Here is a 19919-nt window from a genome sequence, read left to right as displayed (position 1 = left end):
TGCGTGTTAGAGATGTTTATAGCCGGCTTTGGTGCTATATTTACTGTTAAAGCAATAATTTTAATTGCCGTTGGTGTTGCTGTGGGTATTATATTCGGAGCAATTCCTGGCTTAACAGCAACGATGGCTGTAGCTTTGTGTCTACCCATTACTTTTGGAATGGAACCAGTACATGGTATGGCACTGTTGATTGGTTTGTATATTGGTGGAGTTTCAGGTGGTCTGATTTCAGCTATCCTATTAAAGATACCGGGGACACCTTCGTCTATTGCTACTTGCTTTGATGGTCATCCCATGGCTGCAAAAGGGGAAGCTGGTAAGGCGTTGGGAGTAGGTATTTTCTTCTCATTCCTGGGTGGACTTTTTAGTTTTTTCATTTTATTCTTTATAGCACCACCGTTAGCTGAAGTTGCTTTAAAGTTTGGTCCGTTTGAGTACTTTGCAATTGCTATATTCTCATTAACAATGATTGCAAGCTTGGCGGGTAATTCCCTGGCAAAGGGCTTGGCGAGTGGAATGATTGGTATGGCTTTAGCATTGATAGGTACTGCGCCAATTGATGCTTATCCAAGATTTACTTTTGGAATTAGCGAATTAGATGCCGGTTTCGACCTTTTACCAGCTTTAATAGGGCTATTTGCAATTTCTGAAATACTAAACACTGCAGAAAATAGCGCTAATATCAAAAAAGATGAAATTAGAGATTATTCAATCAGAGGTTTCGGCTTTACCATGGCCGAATTTAAAAGTCAAATTTTGAATTTCATAAGGTCCAGTATTATAGGTACAGGTATAGGTATACTGCCGGGTATTGGCGGAGGTACTTCAAATATTCTGGCATACTTGGCTGCTAAGAATCAATCCAAGCATCCTGAAAAATTTGGTACAGGTATTATAGACGGTATTGTAGCGTCAGAGGCTGCGAATAATGCTACAATTGGTGGAGCTCTTGTTCCGCTTTTAACATTAGGTATACCAGGGGATACTGTTACTGCTATGCTTCTTGGAGGATTAATGATCCATGGTATTACTCCGGGCCCATTGCTTTTCCGGGATAGCGGGGATATCGTGTACGGTATATTTGCTGCTTTGATTGTTGCCAATATAGTTATGTTGATTATGGAATTCTTCGGGTTAAGACTATTTGTTAGACTTCTCAGTATACCAAAACACATACTACTGCCAATTATTTTGGCTCTGTGTGTTGTAGGTGCCTTTGGGTTAAATAACAGAGTATTTGACGTATGGACAATTTTATTCTTTGGTATATTGGGTTACGTATTAGAAAAATTCAAGTACCCATCAGCACCGATTATTCTTGGTTTCATATTAGGACCAATTGCCGAAACCAATTTGCGTAGAGGTTTAATGTACACTAACGGGGATTTCTTACCGTTTTTAACTAAGCCGATTGCTGGAGCATTTTTAGCAATAGCTGTGTTCTCAGCAGTAATGTCAGTAAGAAGCAACCTGAAGAATGCTAAAAAAGCTAAAGAAAGTGCCGCAGCGGCATAAATTGATTAAACTTTATAATAGATAATATCATTCTCTAGTATGTTTTTATATTAGTCAAGGTACTAAACGTGCCTTGACTTTTTTAATAACAGCATAATTTTAGGTAAAGGGAGTGTGACATATGAGCTTTTTGACGACATTTAATCAAATATTAGTGCTTTTTATCTTGCTAATGGTTGGTTTTACTGTACGTAGGTTAAATCTTGTGGATAGTTCTTTTAGTAAAAATTTATCCAATTTTGTATTTAATATTGTTTTTCCAGCGATGATTATTTATTCAATGGATTACCCATTTTCTTTCAAAACTTTAATAGATGGTATATGGCTTATAGTGATAAGCCTGGGTATAGTGATATTTTCAGGTGTGGTTTCAATAGTCACCGTAAAACTACTAAAAGTTGACCGTTTATCTGAAAACGTATATCATTTTGGAATTCTATTCTCGAATTTTAGCTTTATGGGTTTTCCGGTGACATCCGCTTTATACGGTAAGGAAGGAATGTTTTATACATCCATATTTATTATTTTGTTGAGACTTTTATTCAATACTTTAGGCGTAGTAATTATGCAGCGAGGACAAGAAAATACTGTGAAAATAGATTTTAAAAGTATCATAAACCCGCCTATCGTGGCAGTAGTGATTGGCCTCATCATGTTTTTGTTTTCATTGGACTTTCCCAAGCCAATATCGATGTCTATCAGCATGATCGCTTCGACTATAACGCCACTCGGGATGATTATTGTAGGACTTATTCTTGCTAATGAAAAGTTTTCTGAAATGTTTTCTAATTATAAAGTATATGTGGTAAGCTTTATTCGTTTAGTTTTTTTACCGTTGTGTGTTTTATTAGTGCTCAAGGTACTTGGTTTTGAATCACTGATGATCGGTATTCCCGTTATAATTACTGCAATGCCAATGGCTGCCAGTGCTTCAATATTGGCAGAGAAATATAATGGTAATTCGTATTTGGGTGCCCAGTGTGTTTTTATTTCCACATTATTATCAATTATAACTATTCCATTGATAGCTTTGTTAGTTATTTAGACAAAGAGAGTATATTTCTTAACAGCAGATAAAAAGACATCCGGCTTTCAGGATGTCTTTTTACTAAGGTACCTGTTAAGGCAATTGTTGTGAGTTTGCAAGGAGAAATTCTTTCTGAAGAATGGGTATAGAAATCATCTAAAAAATAAAGACGGCAAATAAAGTTGGAGACTGTAGGAAGTTTTATTTTTAGTTTATATAAACTTCCTACAGTTTTTTTTCTTAGGGTATTTTATTTTTACATAATTATATCGCCACCCAAGATTACTATATGGGTAGATGATTAATTCTTATCTGATAAAAAAATAATTGAAGGAAAGCTAATTTTCAAGAACATGTAATTATAAGAAAAAGAGATATCATATGATCTTTACAGTAGTTCCAATAGGAACTAAATTGTAGAGCTCAATTACATCTTTATTATACATTCTGACACACCCGTGTGATACTGCTTTACCAATCGACGCCGGGTTGTTTGTACCATGAATTCCATGACCACGCCTGGTGAAACCCATCCACCTTGCTCCAAAAGGTCCGCCGGGGTTGACGGCTTTGTTTAGAATTGTAAATGTCCCTTTTGGGGTAGGAGTGGAAGGTTTACCCACCGCAACAGGGTAAGTTTTATATACACTTCCGTTACGGTATAAGGTTAATGTCCGAGCAGAAGTATTAATGGTAATACTATAAGTTACAGTAATATATGTGTTCATCATATATGCATATGGACATATATACATTTTATTCCCTCCCAATATGTTTTAGTACATAATATTCAATAAGAGTGACAGATGAGATTAAATTCAAAATAAATCTCTTACTTTAAAGTCACCTCTTATGTAAATTATTCATATATGGTGTTAATATTAGAAGTAAATTTGGTATGGAACAGTTTTTAGTTCTAAATTTTATAAAATTTATGGATAAGAACGGTCTTATCAAAGGTGTGGGTGGGGCAGTTTAAGGGATTTAAAAATTGTTGGATCCTTGTTAAAAATAACAAGGTTTTCAAGGTTAGAGATGATATCTGGAACACTGCTGGTGGGGTAAAAGCTGTAAACTTATTATTAGACGATCTTAACAAATATTTCTTAAAATAGTTTAGAGCCTGTAGGCACAAATTTACAGGTTCTTAGCGGAATTCCTGTTATTGGAATAACACTTCAAATTTTAAAAATGCATTCTAAGCTTAGAAAAATTATTGAATTTTAAATAAATATTCATTATAACAAAATATAAATGAACAATTTTTTAAAAAATGCAATAAAAAGGATACAAATACTTATAGAATCAGTAGCAGCTTCAGTAGCTGTAGCTAAATTAAGGAATGGAAAATTTAAAAACATTGAAAAAATAGATATGCGGGCATGGTATCTTTTAATTATTGCTGCTTTTATTGAATTTGTATCCGTTTATTTTAACCGGTTTCACCCACGGCACTCCAGGCAGTAAACCCTGAGAAATTGGAAATGTTAAAGAGCCAAATGGTTATTACTCACACTTTAATAACATCATCTACGCGGTTGAGCATTTTGGCTGATATTATCGCTATACCTAAACCTTACCCGCTGCCTAAAGTATTGAGCATTGGTGATATATTTATTGCTTTTGGCGTTTTTGTTTTTATCCAGGAAGCAATGCTAAGCAGAAGGTTGATAGAGAAAAATATCATTTTTTGACTCTTAAGGAAATAGCTTGCACAAAAATCTGTGGACAAAGATGCGCAATTGTGGAACAAGATGAAAATACATCCCTCGGATGAGTACCATCATATATTCCATGTCTTGCCGTCGGCTTATACCGGCATCCGTGCCGGGATAAGCCTAAAATCGCCCTCCATGGCTATTTTCCGGCTGCAACATTCCATATATGATGGTACCCATCCGAATCGGTTCTATTGTGTCTCGCATACTCCGAGCTCCAAACTCCGAGCTATTTTCATATTACTTATTAACGTCTTCAAAGTCTGCAGCTAACCGCTTGTAGATATTATATTTTTCCTTTGCATCCTGTTCAGCCAGTTCAAAGTATTTTTCAGCAATTTCAGGGAAGGTGTTTTGCAGTGAGGTATAGCGGACTTCACTTAACAGGAAGTCTTTAAAGGATTCCGCCGGTTCTTTTGAATCCAGAACAAACGGGTTTTTACCCTCCTCTTTCAATAAAGGATTAAATCTATATAGATGCCAGTACCCGGTCTCAACTGCTTTCTTTTCCTGCATAATACTGCACCCCATGCCACCCTTTAAACCATGGGCGATGCATGGTGCGTAGGCAATAATTAAAGATGGTCCCGGATAAGCTTCGGCTTCTTTAATAGCTCTTATCGCCTGATTCATGTTGGCGCCCAATGCAATCTGAGCGACATAAACATACCCATAGCTCATTGCCATCCTACCCAGGTCTTTTTTTCTGATTTTCTTACCGGAAGCTGCAAACTTAGCCACCGCAGCTGTCGGCGTAGCTTTTGATGATTGGCCGCCGGTATTTGAGTACACTTCGGTATCAAAGACCAGAACATTTACATCATCTCCAGAAGCCAGTACATGGTCCAAACCTCCAAAACCGATATCATAAGCCCAACCGTCGCCACCAAAAATCCACTGGGACTTTTTGACCAGGAATTCTTTCCTATCCAATATTTCATGGATGAGCGTATGATCACTGTACTTTTCTAGCAATGGCAGTAATTTGGATGCAGCAAGCCTGGATTCCTCGCCTTTATTTTTGTTTTGCAGCCAGTCAGTTAAAGCAGCATTTAGCCCGGCATCAAGATTGAGATTTATAACTTCCTGTGCAATATCGGCAAGCTTATCCCGGATCTGTTCTACTCCAAGATACATACCATAACCGTATTCGGCGTTATCTTCAAAGAGCGAGTTGGCCCAGGCAGGCCCATGGCCTCTATCATTCACCGTATATGGAGTAGAAGGTGCTGAACCACCCCAGATAGAAGAACAACCGGTTGCATTGGCAATCAACATTCTATCTCCAAAAAGCTGGGTGATCAGCTTGGCATAAGGTGTTTCTCCACAACCGGCGCAGGCTCCGGAAAATTCAAGCAATGGTTTGGCAAACTGGCTGCCTTTAAGGGTAAATTTATCTATTAAATTATCTTTGACTTTAACTTTATTGATGGCATAGTTGAAATATTCCTTCTGTTTTTCTACCTGCGTTGCAAAAGGTTTCATAATAAGCGCTTTTTCCTTGGCCGGACAGGTCTGTGCGCAAACTCCGCAGCCTGTACAATCCAATGGACTGATCTGGATACGGTAATGCAGCCCTTTCAATTCTTTTCCAAGCGCCGGTTTGACAGCAAAGCCTTCCGGAGCGTTGGCAAGTTCCTCATCATCCAGCAAGAAAGGTCTGATGACTGCATGAGGACAAACCAGTGAACATTGGTTGCATTGAATACAATTGTCTATTTGCCATTCGGGGACATTAATTGCAATACCGCGTTTTTCATAAGCAGCTGTTCCCTGCGGAAAAGTCCCGTCTTCAGTACCAGCGAAGGCACTGACAGGCAGTAAATCCCCTTGCTGCCTGTTGATTGTCTCCAGAATATTTCTGATAAAGTCAGGCTTATATTCTTCTATTGTCATTGCGGCTTCTTCTTCAGCATTGGTCAATAAGGAAGCGGTATCTACCTTTATAAGGGCGTCTAGAGCATGGTCTACAGCATCGCAATTTATCTTAACAATTTTTTCACCTTTGCTGCCATAGGTTTTTTGAATAGCATCCTTGAGATACTGTACCGCATCCTCTACCGGAATAATGTTTGCCAGCTTAAAGAAGGCTGTTTGCATGATCATATTGATCCTATTGCCTAACCCTAGTTTAGATGCAATGTCATAAGCATTGATAATATAGAAGTTGATATGATGGTCAGCCATGTACTTTTTCATCTTGTATGGTATCTTCTCTTTAAGGTCTTCCGCCGGCCATGTACAGTTAAGAAGGAAGGTCCCGCCATCCTTTAATCCATCCAGTACTTCAAACTGATTTACATATGATTCTTTATGGCAGGCAATAAAATCTGCTTCCTCAACAAGGTAGGTAGATTTTATTGGTTTTTTGCCAAAGCGGAGGTGAGAGACGGTTACACCACCAGACTTTTTGGAATCATAAGAAAAGTATGCCTGTACATACATATCAGTATTGTCTCCGATAATTTTAATTGCATTCTTGTTTGCACCTACAGTACCGTCGGAACCAAATCCCCAGAATTTACAGCTAACAGTTCCTTCCGCACAGGTGTTAATTTTTTCTCCAACAGGCAACGATAAATGTGTAACATCGTCCACGATACCTACAGTAAAATGATCTTTGGGTTCTTCGGATTTAAGGTTGTCAAATACCGCTTTAATCTGCGCAGGGGTTGTGTTTTTGGAACTCAAGCCGTATCTTCCGCCAATAATGAATGGAGCATTTTCCTTTCCATAGAATAAACTTCTTACATCCTGATAAAGCGGCTCGCCGATTGCGCCCGGTTCTTTGGTCCGATCCATAACTGCGATTCTTTTTACAGTTTGCGGCAGTACCTTGAAGAAATATTTATCGGAGAACGGACGGTAGAGGTGAACTTTAACAACACCAACTTTTTCGCCCTTACTTATTAAGTAATCTACCGTTTCTTCAATGGTTTCAGTCACAGAACCTATTGCAACCATCACATATTCCGCATCGGGTGCACCATAGTAGTTAAACGGGTGGTATTCCCTGCCGGTTAACTTATAGATTTCCTGCATATATTCTTCAACAATATCGGGAACAGCATCGTAGAACCTATTACAAGCTTCGCGGGCCTGGAAGAAGATATCCGGATTTTGAGCTGTACCCCGTGTGACGGGATGTTCAGGGTTCAACGCATTATGTCTAAATCTACTGATAGCTTCATAATCCACTAATTTTTCCAATTCCTCGTAACTTAGGACTTCAATTTTCTGAACTTCGTGGGAAGTACGGAATCCATCAAAGAAATGCAAGAAAGGTATCCTTGATTTAATGGCAGCAAGGTGGGCAACACCACCCAAATCCATTACTTCCTGGACGCTGCCGGAAGCCAGCATTGCTGCACCGGTCTGGCGGGCAGCCATAACATCCGAATGGTCGCCGAAAATGGACAAAGCATGGGTAGCTACCGTGCGGGCACTCACATGGAATACCCCTGGCAACAGTTCGCCGGCGATTTTATACATATTCGGAATCATTAGCAGTAATCCCTGGGAAGCAGTAAAGGTAGTTGCCAGGGCGCCTGTAGCAAGTGCACCGTGCATTGCACCGGCAGCTCCTGCCTCTGACTGCATTTCTGTTAGTTTTACTTTCTGTCCAAAAATATTTTTACGGCCCTGTGCACTCCATTGGTCAACAAGTTCAGCCATTGTTGAGGATGGAGTAATTGGATAGATGGCTGCAACGTCAGTAAATGCATAAGCAATATGAGCTGCAGCTGTGTTGCCGTCCATGGTCTTCATTACTTTACTCATTGAAATTTCCCCTTTCTTTTATGTAGTAAATATAAAAACTCGAAAGTTCCTGTTATTGCAAGCCAAAGGCGTGGCAATTTCTTGAGAATATTTTCGAGATGTAATAATTATACCTCCGCTTGCCATGCTATAAACATGATTCTTCACTTGAAGCTTATATACCCTGAGTTTATTAAAAGCTGGCAGATAAAAGGCATGTATGCCATTATTAGAACCGGAATTTTTATCCTGATAAAAATTGTTTGTTAGTTATAGAATTTTTGGGGGTATCAATTTCTACGTAAGCATAAAAAATAATTATTTTACTGTGAGGTGTTTTGAATGAAAAAATTTGTATGTTCAATTTGTGGATATGTACATGAAGGAAATGAGCCACCGGAAAAATGTCCTCAATGTAAGGCTCCTGCCGAGAAATTTACAGAGAAAAAAGAAGGGGCATTACAATGGGCTGACGAGCACAGAATTGGTATAGCAAAGGATATTGACCCTGAAGTGATTGAAGGACTTAAAGCGAATTTTATGGGAGAATGTACTGAAGTAGGCATGTATCTTGCCATGAGCCGTCAGGCTGATAGAGAAGGCTATCCTGAAATTGCAGAGGCTTACAAGAGAATTGCTTTTGAAGAAGCTGAACATGCCGCAAAATTTGCAGAGCTCCTTGGTGAAGTTGTTTTTGCTGATACCAAGAAGAATCTTCAATTAAGAGTAGAAGCTGAATTCGGAGCTTGCAGCGGTAAGAAAGATCTGGCTACAAAAGCTAAACAATTAAATTATGATGCCATCCATGATACCGTTCATGAAATGTGCAAAGATGAAGCTCGCCACGGTGCAGCATTTGCAGGATTGCTTAAGAGATATTTTGGCAAATAATATAAAAGTTTTTGTTTTTAAAGTAGCTACAAAAATAATAAAAGTCCTAAATTATTTAGGACTTTTATTATTTTGTAATTATTTCCAGTCATTATTACAACGCTAACACAAGCTAATCCATGCACACGCAATTATGCTTCCTTTAAGACTTCTAAATAATACCACATAGACAGCACATTATGTAAAAATTCTTATCTTCTTTATTCTATTTTTTTCAATGTTTTCGACAATTAACTTGATATTGTCATATTCCAGTTTTTCTCCCTCTCTTGGAAATCTTCCAAGCTGCCCTATTACAAAGCCTCCTATGGAATCAAACTCTTCCGATTGAATATTAACCCCGATCATTTCATTAATAAGTTCAATTTTAGTATTGCCGGCTACGAGATATTCATCTTCTCTTATAACATTTATTTTATTCTCAGTTTCATCATATTCATCTTCTATGTCGCCTACTATTTCTTCAATCAGGTCTTCAATAGTAACAATACCTGCGGTTCCACCATATTCATCCAGTACTATAGCCATATGGACCCTATTTTTCTTCATCTGTTTAAATAATACAGCAATTCTTTGAAATTCAAAAGTATAAAAAGGTTCCCGCATAAATTTTTTGATATCGAAGTTCTTATGAATATTTTCGAGGTAAACCAGGTCTTTAACATTCAAAATACCTACAATATTATCAATTGTTTCGCTATAAACCGGCATACGGGAAAACTGTTCCATTTTAATGGTATCAATGATTTCTTGATATGTTGAATTTACATCAACAGCAACAATATCAGTTCTCTGGATCATAACATCTTTAGCGTATAGATCTCCAAATTCAAAAACGTTATATATCATCTGCTTTTCTTCAACCTCTAAAACACCTTCTTCATGTCCTACATTAACGATGGTTTTTAATTCCTCCTCAGTGACAAAAGGCTGGGCTTTGTCTGTTTTTCCTCCCAATGCTTTTACCAGGACATTTGATATACGTGTAAATATTATTACAACCGGACTTAACACGATGACTATTAAAGAGATTGGTTTTGCAATTTTTAAAGAGACTTTTTCTGAGTTTTGTGCTGCTATAGCTTTAGGAGTTATCTCACCAAAGATTAAAACAAGAATAGTCATCATTCCAGTTGCAATACCTACACCGCTATTTCCGAAAAATTCAAGGGCGAGAGAGGTTGCTAAAGCGGAAGCACCTATATTGACAACATTGTTACCTACAAGTATGGTTCCCAGCAATTTACTGGGGTTGTCCACCAGCTTGTGAACAAGGTCTGCCCCGCTAATTTTTTCATCTAACATATGCCGGATTCTGATTTTACTTAACGACATTAGAGCTGTTTCTGACGCAGAAAAAAATGACGATACACATAAAAGAATCCCTAGAATAAATAACTGCACCACGCTGCCCGGATCCAAAATATATCACGCTCCTTATAACAGTCAACAAACCATGTTGCAATATAATAATTATATCATAATCTTATTATTTGAGGGTTAATATTTAAAAATTTTTACCATGCTTAATAACGATCCATGTTTAATAGTATTCCAAAAATATTCCTTACTCATAACAGATTATGTAAATACTTAAAATAATCCTCTTGAATTATTATATAAAATGCATATAATCAATATATAAGCATTGTAAGGGAGGTGTATGCCTGTGACTAAAAAAAGAATATACCGTGTTTTGTTATGTGTTATTGTGCTATTGTTAGTCTTCAGGATACTGCCTGCTTTTACGACAGTTTCAAGGAATTCTTTTGAAGATGCAAGCAAGAAGCAAACCAATATCATTCCAATGATGGGAGAGGTTGTTTCCGGTGCTTTGCAGAACTGCGGTAGAAGAATTATTAAGCTGCCCACTTTGGCAGGAAAATTGTATAGAGATTTTCTTATACCACTATGTTGTGTTTGGATAGCATTGTGGCATTTGAGACAAAAATATAATATAATTGATATGCGTCAAAGGATTGCAAACCTCATATGTATGTACTTTCAAGGGAGTAAGTATAAGGGGGTTCACCTTACTTTCTGATTAAACAGAAAGGAGGTGGACAATATGACAGTTGGCCAAATTACGGTACTTGTATTGGTAGGTTTCTTCATTATCGGAGGATTTTATTTAATTCATGTAGCTTCCAAGCTTTCTGACAAAGATTCTGAAAAGAGATAAATATATAGGGTTTCATGGAAGTCTATTAAGAATATATCGAATAATTTAAAAAAGGCTCTATTTTTCAAAAGGGTAAGTTGGTACTTTGACACGTGAGTTTGTCAAGAATTCACATGATATTAACATAACCTCAGAGGAGAGAGGTTTTAGGCATATAAATAGTACCGTTACTACCTTTAGAAAAAGAGAGCCTTTTTGCAATATATAAAGAGATATAGCAAGAATACTGAACTATATAGGGAAGAATATATAGCCTTTGCAGGACATTTTTTAATTATAATGATATTATAATTGAATTCAGAGAGAAATTCGGTAACCAAGGTTGCCGAAACATAAAAAGTGGGGATTTTAATTGTAAAATAGTTGATGATTTTAGGTATGATAACTTTCTAAGTTCAAATAATAATCTAGGATAAATGTTTGAGAACCTTATAAGTCATACATAAAAGGAGGATTAAATTATGCCTAAAGAGATGAAAACAATGGATGGAAACGAGGCTGCTGCATATGCGTCCTATGCATTTACAGAAGTAGCAGCCATATATCCGATTACACCATCTTCACCCATGGCAGAAGGCGTTGATGAATGGTCTGCCCATGGAAAGAAAAATATATTTAGGCAACCGGTCAAAGTTATAGAGATGCAGTCAGAAGCAGGAGCAGCAGGAACAGTACACGGTTCCCTGGCTGCTGGAGCATTGACTACAACCTATACTGCATCCCAGGGGCTGCTCTTAATGATTCCCAACATGTATAAAATAGCCGGGGAACTGCTGCCGGGCGTATTTCATGTAAGTGCCCGCGCACTGGCAACCCATGCCCTATCCATCTTTGGAGACCATCAGGACGTAATGGCGTGCCGTCAAACCGGATTTGCCCTTTTAGCTTCTTCCAATGTCCAGGAAGTAATGGATTTGGGCTGCATTGCCCACCTATGCGCAATCAAAGCAAGAGTACCGTTTTTACATTTTTTTGATGGCTTCAGGACATCCCATGAGTACCAAAAGATTGAAGTAATTGATTATGAAGAACTTGCTAAGCTTGTAGACTATAATGCAATCCAGGAATTTAGGAACAGGGCGTTAAATCCTGAACATCCTGTAGTAAGGGGAACAGCCCAGAATCCCGACATCTATTTCCAGGGGAAAGAAGTTTCCAATAGATTTTATGAGCAGGTTCCGGATATTGTTGAGAACTATATGCAGGAAATTAAAAAGCTAACAGGCCGTGAGTACCATCCTTTTACCTATTATGGTGCCAAAGATGCTGAATATGCAATTGTAGCCATGGGCTCAGTGTGCGATACAATTGATGAAGTTGTAGACTACCTGGTGGGTAAAGGAGAAAAGGCAGGTACCATTAGAGTACATTTATACAGACCGTTCTCAGCAAAGTACTTCTTTAATGTGTTTCCAAAGACGGTAAAGAAAATAGCAGTACTTGATAGGACGAAAGAACCCGGGTCACTGGGCGAGCCTTTATACCTGGATGTTGTTAAACTGTTCTATCAAAAGGAAAATGCCCCGGCCATTGTTGGCGGCCGTTATGGATTAGGCTCCAAGGATACCAGACCTTCGCAAATACTGGCAGTCTTTAATAATTTGAAAAAGGATAATCCAAAGGACAATTTTACAATTGGAATAGTGGATGATGTAACCGATATGTCACTCCCTGAAGAAGATATCATACAGACTGCTCCGGAAGGTACTATAAGTTGTAAGTTCTGGGGTTTGGGTTCTGACGGTACGGTAGGTGCAAACAAAACTGCCATTAAAATTATTGGTGATAATACCGACCTTTATGCTCAGGGGTATTTTTCTTATGACAGTAAAAAGTCAGGTGGAACCACCATTTCCCACTTACGATTTGGAAAGAAACCAATAAAATCTCCATACCTGGTCTACTCTGCCGATTATATCGCATGCCATAATCCGGCATTCGTAAATCATTATGATTTATTAAAAGGTTTAAAGAAAAACGGAGTATTCGTACTCAATTGCCAGTGGAACGAGGAGGAACTGGAAGAAAAAATACCGGCGTCCATCAGGAGATATATTGCAAAGAATAATATTGATTTTTATATCATTAATGCAATTGCTATAGCATCGGAGGTTGGACTTGGTAATAGAATTAACATGGTGATGCAAACTGTCTTCTTTAAGCTGGCCAATGTGATTCCGTTTGAAGATGCTGTAAAATATCTTAAGAATTCTATTGAAAAGACATATGGGAAAAAAGGGCAAAAGATTGTCGAAATGAATAATGCAGCTGTAGATAAAGCTCCACAAGCGCTAATCAAGGTTAATGTACCTGCTTCCTGGGCTGATGCTGCAGATGAAGAAAAAAAAATGAAAGAGGAGCCGGATTTTGTTAAGAAGATCCAGAGACCGATGGCACGACACGAAGGGGACGAACTACCCGTAAGTGCCTTTATAGGTATGGAGGACGGTACATTCCCGGTAGGTACTACTGCTTACGAAAAACGGGGCATTGCCGTAATGATTCCCGAGTGGCAGATTGATAAGTGCATCCAGTGCAACCAATGCTCATACATCTGTCCGCATGCAGTAGTAAGACCGTTTTTACTGGATGAAGAAGAAGTGAAAAATGCTCCCGATACATTTAAGACCAAAAAAGCAGTTGGAAGGGGTCTGGAAAAATATCAGTACCGTATCCAGGTGAGTCCTCTGAAACCGGCTTGGTTTTGCTGATATTAGCCCATGCAGCGGTGTCATGCCTTTCAATGGGTTTTGCTATAAAATGTTCCTTTAATTTATTCTTGGCCATAGTATCCCTCCTCAATTATTATTATTTTCAAAGAGACTGCAATCTATAAATGCAAATTCTTTAGCGTGATTAATATTGTATTTGAAGTTTTCTATTATGTGTTAAAATAATGATGAATGTGTTAAAATACTAACATCAAGTTTTACAGGAGGCCATTATGCAAATAGGAAATATTCAGCTGCAAAACAACGTATTTCTTGCTCCCATGGCTGGAGTGACCGATCTTCCTTTCCGCCTGTTGTGCAAGGAACAGGGATGTGGCTTGGTATATACTGAGATGGTAAGTGCAAAGGGGCTGTACTATGAAGATAAAAAAACAGAAACCCTGCTTCAAATCGATGAGCGCGAAAAGCCGGTAGCTGTTCAGATTTTCGGTTCGGATCCTGATATCATGGCACAGATTGCAAATGAGGCAGCTAGTACAGGGGCAAGTATTGTTGATATAAACATGGGCTGCCCAACGCCAAAGATTGTTAAAAATGGAGAGGGATCTGCACTAATGCTAAATCCTAATTTGGTAGGAAGAATTGTAAAAGCAGTTTCACAGGCTGTACATTTGCCCGTTACTGTTAAAGTACGCAAAGGATGGGATGAAGGCAGTATTAACGCTGATGAAATAGCAATGATTGCAGAAGAAAATGGTGCAAAGGCTGTTACAGTCCATGGCCGTACGCGGGAGCAGTTTTACAGCGGAAAAGCGGACTGGGATATTATTAAGCAGGTAAAACAAAGCGTTAAGATTCCTGTTATAGGAAATGGTGATATCGTTACACCCGAAGATGCAAAAAAAATGCTGGAGTATACAGGATGTGATGGAATTATGATAGGCAGGGGTGCGCAGGGCAATCCCTGGATTTTCAGCAGGGTTATCCATTACCTCAATACGGGAGAATTATTACCTGAACCAACACCACAGGAAAAAATCAATAAAGCTATAGAAAATGTCCGGCTGCTGGTGCAATATAAAGGCGAATATGTAGGCATAAGAGAAGCGAGGAAACATGTGGCATGGTATATAAAGGGATTGAGAAATGCGGCGAGAGTAAAAGAAGCAGTGAATAGAATTACTACGTTATCTGAAATGGAGAATCTGCTTAGGGAATATGGAAGTGATGTTGAATAATTAAAATGCGAAGTAGTGGGGAGTAGGGAGTGGTGGGTAAATTAGCAATCATGCTCAAAAAATACTCCCCACTGTCCACTCCCCACTATGACACATTATAAATATATTGTAAATTTAAATGTTGTTTCAAATTCATATTGACTCTATAATACGGCTTTGGTATACTAATACCTAATATTTTTGAATAAAAAATAATAGGGAGTGATTGGTATTTTTAACGATAAGTTTATAAAAGAAGGGCTTACATTTGATGATGTACTGCTTATTCCTCAGAAATCTGAAATATTACCTAGAGAAGTGGAGCTTACAACCTATCTTACCAGGACAATCAAGTTAAACATTCCTTTAATGTCTTCTGCAATGGATACGGTAACCGAATCCCGGATGGCAATCGCAATTGCGCGGGAAGGCGGAATCGGAATTATACACAAGAATATGTCTATAGAAGCCCAGGCACAGGAAGTAGATAAAGTAAAGAGATCAGAGCATGGTGTTATTGTGGATCCTTTTTTTCTTTCACCGCAGCATACACTCCATGAAGCCAATGAACTGATGGGAAAATACAGGATTTCCGGGGTCCCAATTACTGAAAATGGTAAGCTCGTAGGTATTCTAACCAATAGGGATTTGAGATTTGAAACAAATTTTGACAAGCCTATCAGTGAAGTAATGACAAAGGAAAATCTTATTACTGCTCCTGAGGGGACAACCCTTGAACAGGCCCAGGAAATTTTAAGACATCATAAGATTGAAAAGCTTCCCATTGTGGATAAGGAAGGTAACCTTAAAGGTTTAATAACAATCAAAGATATTGAAAAAGCTGTTCAGTATCCTAACTCTGCAAGGGATAAGAATGGAAGACTGCTTGCAGGAGCAGCAGTAGGTGTTACCCTGGATATGATGGAAAGAGTAGAAGCCCTTGTAAGTGCAAAAGTGGATGTTATTGTACTGGATTCTGCTCATGGTCATTCCAGGGGCATTATTGAAAGTATAAAAAAAATTAAGGCAGCTTACCCTGATTTACCTCTTATTGCAGGAAACATAGCTACCGGAGAGGCGGCAAAGGATTTGATAGAAGCTGGTGCAGATGCCGTTAAGGTAGGAATAGGTCCCGGTTCCATCTGTACTACCAGGGTTGTAGCCGGTATCGGAGTTCCACAGATCACCGCTATCTATGATGTCGCATTGGCAGCAAAACAGTATAATATTCCTGTAATCGCTGACGGTGGAATAAAATATTCGGGAGATTTGCCTAAAGCTATTGCTGCCGGTGCTGATGTTATCATGATAGGAAGCCTGTTTGCAGGATGTGAAGAAAGCCCTGGGGACTCTGAAATATACCAGGGAAGAAGATTTAAGGTATATAGAGGTATGGGTTCGCTGGGAGCTATGCAGGAAGGCAGTAAAGATAGATACTTCCAGGAAGAGTCCAAAAAGCTTGTTCCGGAAGGTGTAGAAGGTAGAGTACCTTATAAAGGTCCGGTTTCTGACACGGTATTTCAACTGCTGGGAGGCCTAAGGGCAGGAATGGGCTACTGTGGCACTAAAACCATCGCTGATTTGAAGGAGAACGGAAAGTTTATCAAGATCACAAGCGCCGGACTTAAAGAAAGTCATCCTCACGATATTTATATTACAAAAGAAGCACCCAACTACAGTGTAAATCCATGATGCGGCAAGGTTTATAATAAAAGAGGTTAGATGTATGAGCATCTAACCTCTTTTATTATATTTGATTATTTAAAGCGTGTTTTGTTCGGTCTCTCCAGGAATTGCTATTCCATCAAAATCAGGAAGTATTATCTCAAAATCTCCGTTTAAATCACTGTAGGTGCAGGTAACCTTTGCTGAAAATTGCAGTTCTGCATTTTCAGCAACCATTGTTCCATTCATATCCATGTATAATTTGTTTACCAGGTAGGTATTTTTATTAATAGAGATTTCAATATAGGATTGGACTATCTTATATTCAGATATATTTTTGTCCTTATTAGCTTTATTAAGGATTTCATCCATATAGACATTACCTTTTAACAGGATTTCATCAGTATTTGCCCCATTTGCTATGAGTAGACCGGCACAAAGGGCATCATTGACATCTAGAACTGATGTATTGTCATTTTCGTTGAACAATTCTTCATATTCTTCCGGGGGAAGTGTTTCAGCCTCCCACTCACCGGTCAAGGGGTTCATTGTATATTGCATGTTATCGCTGAAGTATGATTCTATATTTTTGTCCTGGCCAAAGAAAGGCATATTCATGGAGAGGTACATTACTTTCTTTGTCTTATCTACTTCGCCTCTCATGCCAATATCAAAATTCATATTGAATCCTGTTTGAGCCATTGACATGTTCATATCCATATTAAACTTGGCTTTTTTTAGTGAATTCATAGCAGCATCCGATTTATCAAGGATTTCCTTTATTTTATTAAACTCACTCTCATCCCTGATTAATACTGCATTTAGGGAACCGTCCCAAACAACCTTTTTACCAAGGCTCTGGGCAACGAATCTTGCAGGAATATAGGTCCTACCCTTGTAAAGGATAGGGGAGACATCCAGGATTACTGGAGCATCATTAACATATGCCTCTTTACTGTTCACTTTCAGATATATTTTTGCAGAATTCTTATAGATGGTTACACTTTGTTCAGAACCATTCCATATAATATGCTGGTCATCATTTTGAACACCGAGATTGGTTAAGACAGCCCTCAGAGGCAATAATGTCCTACCATTTAGTATAATAGGGACATCTGTATATGTATCGGTTTTTCCATCAATAATTATCTTTACATTTGGACTTTCAAGGATGTCATCCGCTGCATAACTAAAGGGTGCAGCAAAAAATAGGACAAGTAAACATAGAGAAAAACATAGAATAAATTTTTTCATAAACAGACCTCCTAGTACAATATAGTTGTAATCAATCAGTAGCCAAACAGCTACTGTAATTACCAGTTTTTAATAGTCTACATAATATTGTTAGTCACTTTCTAAACATCAAGCATATCATCATATATGCCTTCCCCCAGGGGGAAGGCGGCGCCCGCCATCATCTTCACTTCACTGGCTTCCCACCTTAGCCATGTACCAGTTTCTGGCTGGCCTGTACCTTGACAATCATGTATAATAGCTTTCGGACGCGGAGGGTTGATGTACCACCTCCTGGGACGGCTCCTTTAGGAGACGACTACCCGTAGTTTAGACTATCTATCCATTCCGGTAAGTTTACATGATTTGGCTGGTTGAGGCCGGCTTTTTAGCTGGTTCCTCGTGTCACATGCTAGGTTGCATACTTACTGGAGAAGGAATGGATGCTCCACAAGTCCAAAATTATTACAATGAAGGAGGCTTTTTATGAATCAAGTACCTGTTGCCGGGATCGATGTTGGTAAGAGATTTTCAGAGATGGCGATTCTCTCGCCTTCCAACCAAGTCTATGCCCGCATTAGGATTAACCATGACGCATATTCCAACTTTGACAGAGCTTTCGAACTCCTTAGAAAAGCGGAAAAGGAGTTTGCAGCAAAGCCTGTCGTCGTCATGGAATCCACCGGCCATTACCACAAAATCCTTTTCCAAGCCCTTAATAAGAATGGATATGAGGTTTGCGTCATAAACCCCATCCAATCTGATTCTATCAAAAATATCAGGGTTAGGAAAGTAAAAAATGATAAGGTGGATGCCAGAAAAATTGCTTTACTGTATCGTTTCGAACAGCTTAAAACCACTAATATTCCTCATGAAGATGTCGATTGCCTAAGAAGTCTTTGCCGCCACTACTACAAGCTTTCTGACCAGCTTACTGCCTATAAGAACAGGCTCTTGGGTATTGTTGATCAACTTTTCTTAAGCTTTACCGATGTCTTCAAGGATATTTCTTCCTGTACTGCACTGGCGATTCTTGAGAAGTATCCCACACCTGAGGATATCCTCAAAGCCGATAGACAGGAACTGATTTCTCTTATACAGAAGACCGCCAGGAAAAACATTAAATGGGCTACACGTAAATATGAATCGCTTTGTTCCAAGGCTAGCAATTTCAACCCCTTGAGCATTAATTCCATTGCCAATGTTGCAATGCTTAAAGCCAACATCGCAATGATTAAAACCTTGATGCAATCTCTGGATGAGGCAGTTGAGGCTATTCACGAGCTCTTGGACAAGGATGCCTCAAAGGACATGCCGGTTCTATCTCTGACTATCGAACTACTGTGCTCAATCCCCGGAATCGGACTTCTGACTGCAGCTACTATAGTGGCTGAAATCGGAGATTTTAGTGCTTTCCCCAAGCCAGACAAATTGGTTGCTTACTTCGGTATAGACCCGTCAGTTACACAATCAGGCCAATTTGAAGGCACTGAAAACAAAATGTCCAAACGGGGTCCGAGGCTGCTTAGAAGGGTAGTTTTCACAACCGCCCTGGCAAATGTACGTAAGAAACGCAATGGCCAGGAGCATAATCCGATATTGTATGAATTCTACCGCAAAAAGTGCCTTAGCAAGCCTAAAAAGGTGGCTCTGGGTGCTGTAATGCATAAACTGGTTACAATCATCTTTGCTGTTTTAAGAGACAGAAAGCCGTTTGTTTTAAGAAAGCCCGAGGAACATGCAAAAATGCTTGTAGCAAAGAATTCGGCAGCTTAATACGTACATGCTCAATGTTTAGTTTTCAATGTCCAGCCGACCAGCTATTTTATGTTTACTAATAGTAGGTGGTTTTGTTGTCATGCCTTTTTTTAATGTCCATTGCTTTGAAGTCTTTCTAAAAAATTTTTTAAAAAACTATTGACAACAATTAGCTGGTCTAAAAATATAAGGTAGTGTCAAAAATTTTATCAACTTTTGACCTGTACCCTTTGATTTTATTGACTTTTATTTAAAATTTATCTTACCCCTATAAAATTGGAA

General features: G+C 38.7%; 13 protein-coding genes and 2 pseudogenes. 10 read left to right on the top strand and 5 right to left on the bottom strand.

Going from position 1 to position 19919, the window contains the following annotated elements:
- The first annotated feature begins 12 nt into the window (after positions 1 to 12).
- Together CIB29_RS09305 and CIB29_RS09300 are read left to right on the top strand one after the other, a co-directional pair.
- Positions 13 to 1515, top strand: coding sequence for a tripartite tricarboxylate transporter permease (locus CIB29_RS09305; RefSeq protein ID WP_094549201.1), 1503 nt, complete (start codon positions 13 to 15; stop codon positions 1513 to 1515).
- A gap of 121 nt (positions 1516 to 1636) precedes the next feature.
- Positions 1637 to 2560, top strand: coding sequence for an AEC family transporter (locus CIB29_RS09300; RefSeq protein WP_094548992.1), 924 nt, complete (start codon positions 1637 to 1639; stop codon positions 2558 to 2560).
- Positions 2561 to 2919: 359 nt separating this feature from the next.
- On the opposite strand, the gene CIB29_RS09295 is transcribed toward CIB29_RS09300, so the two are convergent.
- Positions 2920 to 3297: a L,D-transpeptidase gene (locus CIB29_RS09295; RefSeq protein WP_423241297.1), complete on the bottom strand. Its 378-nt coding sequence runs from the start codon at positions 3295 to 3297 to the stop codon at positions 2920 to 2922.
- A gap of 499 nt (positions 3298 to 3796) precedes the next feature.
- Here CIB29_RS09295 and CIB29_RS09285 point away from each other — a divergent pair, with 499 nt between their 5' ends.
- Entirely contained in the window at positions 3797 to 4009 is a 213-nt protein-coding gene (locus tag CIB29_RS09285) for a hypothetical protein (protein ID WP_094548990.1), read from the top strand.
- 17 nt (positions 4010 to 4026) lie between these two features.
- Positions 4027 to 4236: a DUF5317 family protein gene (locus tag CIB29_RS09280; protein ID WP_094548988.1), complete on the top strand. Its 210-nt coding sequence runs from the start codon at positions 4027 to 4029 to the stop codon at positions 4234 to 4236.
- 264 nt (positions 4237 to 4500) lie between these two features.
- Here the strand turns inward: CIB29_RS09280 and nifJ (CIB29_RS09275) are convergent, their stop codons facing one another.
- Entirely contained in the window at positions 4501 to 8040 is a 3540-nt protein-coding gene (nifJ, locus tag CIB29_RS09275) for a pyruvate:ferredoxin (flavodoxin) oxidoreductase (RefSeq protein WP_094548986.1), read from the bottom strand.
- A 321-nt stretch (positions 8041 to 8361) separates the two neighbouring features.
- Between nifJ (CIB29_RS09275) and CIB29_RS09270 the strand changes: the two genes are divergently transcribed.
- The gene (locus CIB29_RS09270) at positions 8362 to 8910 is read left to right on the top strand and encodes an NADH peroxidase (protein ID WP_094548984.1); all 549 of its coding nucleotides are present in this window, start codon (positions 8362 to 8364) and stop codon (positions 8908 to 8910) included.
- Positions 8911 to 9087: 177 nt separating this feature from the next.
- Here CIB29_RS09270 and CIB29_RS09265 read toward each other — a convergent pair whose 3' ends face one another.
- On the bottom strand, positions 9088 to 10332 hold the full coding sequence (locus tag CIB29_RS09265; RefSeq protein ID WP_094548982.1) for an HlyC/CorC family transporter: 1245 nt from the start codon (positions 10330 to 10332) through the stop codon (positions 9088 to 9090).
- A gap of 247 nt (positions 10333 to 10579) precedes the next feature.
- Here CIB29_RS09265 and CIB29_RS09260 point away from each other — a divergent pair, with 247 nt between their 5' ends.
- Positions 10580 to 10954: a hypothetical protein gene (locus CIB29_RS09260; RefSeq protein ID WP_094548980.1), complete on the top strand. Its 375-nt coding sequence runs from the start codon at positions 10580 to 10582 to the stop codon at positions 10952 to 10954.
- Positions 10955 to 11553: 599 nt separating this feature from the next.
- Positions 11554 to 13782 (top strand): annotated as a pseudogene (nifJ, locus tag CIB29_RS09255) (pyruvate:ferredoxin (flavodoxin) oxidoreductase); the annotation flags it as partial.
- A gap of 1 nt (position 13783) precedes the next feature.
- On the opposite strand, the pseudogene CIB29_RS19205 reads toward nifJ (CIB29_RS09255), so the two are convergent.
- A pseudogene (locus CIB29_RS19205) lies at positions 13784 to 13879 on the bottom strand (CDIF630_02480 family spore surface protein); the annotation flags it as partial.
- Positions 13880 to 14036: 157 nt separating this feature from the next.
- On the opposite strand from CIB29_RS19205, the gene dusB reads away from it, so the two are divergent.
- Both dusB and guaB read left to right on the top strand, forming a co-directional pair.
- On the top strand, positions 14037 to 15002 hold the full coding sequence (gene dusB / locus CIB29_RS09245; protein ID WP_094548976.1) for a tRNA dihydrouridine synthase DusB: 966 nt from the start codon (positions 14037 to 14039) through the stop codon (positions 15000 to 15002).
- 210 nt (positions 15003 to 15212) lie between these two features.
- Positions 15213 to 16673: an IMP dehydrogenase gene (guaB, locus tag CIB29_RS09240; RefSeq protein ID WP_094549197.1), complete on the top strand. Its 1461-nt coding sequence runs from the start codon at positions 15213 to 15215 to the stop codon at positions 16671 to 16673.
- Positions 16674 to 16742: 69 nt separating this feature from the next.
- Here the strand turns inward: guaB and CIB29_RS09235 are convergent, their stop codons facing one another.
- Entirely contained in the window at positions 16743 to 17900 is a 1158-nt protein-coding gene (locus CIB29_RS09235; protein ID WP_094548974.1) for a copper amine oxidase N-terminal domain-containing protein, read from the bottom strand.
- A 465-nt stretch (positions 17901 to 18365) separates the two neighbouring features.
- Between CIB29_RS09235 and CIB29_RS09230 the strand changes: the two genes are divergently transcribed.
- Complete coding sequence (locus tag CIB29_RS09230; RefSeq protein ID WP_094548431.1) at positions 18366 to 19655, top strand: IS110 family RNA-guided transposase; 1290 nt, start codon at positions 18366 to 18368, stop codon at positions 19653 to 19655.
- The last annotated feature ends 264 nt before the right edge of the window (positions 19656 to 19919 follow it).

The organism is Petroclostridium xylanilyticum (assembly GCF_002252565.1).
GTDB classification, from domain to species: domain Bacteria; phylum Bacillota; class Clostridia; order SK-Y3; family SK-Y3; genus Petroclostridium; species Petroclostridium xylanilyticum.
This window is presented reverse-complemented; position numbering and strand designations above follow the sequence as displayed.